The sequence below is a fragment of the Alcanivorax sp. HI0044 genome, from assembly GCF_001634945.1.
Genome location: NZ_LWEZ01001583.1, coordinates 1 through 1827, shown reverse-complemented (window position 1 = coordinate 1827; position 1827 = coordinate 1). Strand labels below are relative to the sequence as shown.

The 1827-nt window shown below is 54.7% G+C and carries 2 protein-coding genes; both read right to left on the bottom strand.

Annotated features, from left to right (window positions below):
* Positions 1–206 precede the first annotated feature (206 nt).
* Entirely contained in the window at positions 207–734 is a 528-nt protein-coding gene (locus A3730_RS24045; protein ID WP_231880673.1) for a hypothetical protein, read from the bottom strand.
* Between the two features lie 101 nt (positions 735–835).
* Positions 836–1795 carry an alpha/beta hydrolase gene (locus A3730_RS24040; RefSeq protein ID WP_063520702.1) on the bottom strand — a complete coding sequence of 320 codons (960 nt, stop codon included), beginning with the start codon at positions 1793–1795 and terminating at the stop codon, positions 836–838.
* Between the last annotated feature and the right edge of the window lie 32 nt (positions 1796–1827).

The following is a 1827-nucleotide window of genomic DNA, read 5'->3' as shown; positions in this document are numbered from 1 at the left end:
AAACCGCGCTCAATAATATCGTTGGCGTCGTCACCAATGGCNTGTTCGCCAAGCGGCCTGCCGACGTGGTGCTGGTGGGTGAAAACGGTACGGTGAACCAATACTGACACCACGGGGGGACCGCAGAAATGCTGATATCTCCCAGCCCCGCGAGAAAACCAAAAAAGGCCGCAATGTGCGGCCTTTTTTGGTTTTCACCTGAAAGATTAATCCCAGAAGTTATACCAGGATTTTTCTTTCTTCTCAGCGTCCGCCTTGGCATCCGCTTTCGCATCCGCATTGACACCGGCGGCCCCCGCTTTCATTTCAGCGTTGGCACTGGCGCCAGCCCCTTGCGCATTATTCATGGCATCTTCATGACGTTGACGCGCGGCATCACGGCTTTCTTCCATTTTCTTCATGTTGGCTTCATGCTTGGCACGGGCATCATCGCCCATGGCGTTTGCGTCATCCTTCATGGCATCACGCTTTGCCTTGGCATCTTCTTTCATCGCGTCATGGCGGGCTTTGGCATCGCTTTCCATTGCATCACGCTGGGCCCGTGCATCTTTTTCCATCTGTTTGGCATCGGCCTTGGCCGCATCTCGCTGGTCACGAACAGTCTGTTCAGCAGCATCGGCATCTGCCTGGGCATTCACGGCAGCATTGACGCCTGCATTCAGGTCTGCCACGGCAGCCTGACTCAACAAGACCGCACCGGAAGCAGCGGCCAACATCCATTTACTGTTCATCATAGACTCCTTGTAAAAACACAAAACTCCCTGGTTGGGAACCGTGAATTCACACTGTTACAAAGCCGCAACCTGCTCAAGTAACAAAGCGTAAAAAATCGAATTTACGCCAGGTACTCGTCAATAATGGCAAAGATTTTACGTCTGAACGCTTCATTTTCATTGGCCAGCTGGTGGCGGGCTCCCGGAAGCATATGGATATCGGGGCTTTCAAATTTCTGCTTGATCATCTCCAGGTTATATTGCCAGTCCACCGTTTCATCCCTGTCTCCCTGAATCACCACCGGCGACACTTTTATCCGTGACGCTTTTTCAAAACCCGGCATCCATTTCTTCAGGGCACTCACCCAGATGGCGGAAATACGCCGTGCCTGCAAAGGGTCTTTGTTTTCCAGAAAGTCGAGGAAATCCGGATCGTTGGAGTTGATGGTAAAAACCCGTTTCAGGGTTTTGGCAAACGGGCTGACCATGGTGTGCAACCAACGAGCCGTTCCCCACTTGAACGGCCGCACCAGTGGCGCCAGCAGAATGACCTGCTCAAAAGGGTTCTCATCGCCCTCACCGCGGCTGACCAGATAATCCATCACGATGGCCCCACCGGTGCTCTGGGCAATCACATGCCAGGGCTTGGGGAAATAATTGGTTGCCAACGACAGGCACTGTTCCAGTACGTCGCGGTAGGTACGAAAATCGTCGATCACGGCTTGCGGGCCAGTGCTCAACCCGTGGCCCGGCAAATCATAGGCGAGCACCGCATAGCCCAGCTCCAGCACATGGCCGATCACATGCCGGTACAATCCCACATGGTCGAAGTAGCCGTGGCAAATCAGCACAGTGCCCCGCGGCTGAACGGGCGGCTTCGGCCGCCAGCCATGCACGGAAAGCATATGCCCCGCCGCCTCGAAATAACCGAAGCCATGCTCCAGGTCCGGCAGGCGATCGGCAAAATTGAGACCGTAGTACGCCACATAGCGCTGGCTGGATTCACTCAGCGGATCGAAGGCCTCCCAGTTCAAGGGCTGCCACTGCTGAATAATCTGATCGCGATCGAAAGGGTTTGCCATAGCCGGTAACGGGTCTCCACGGTTTACTCACG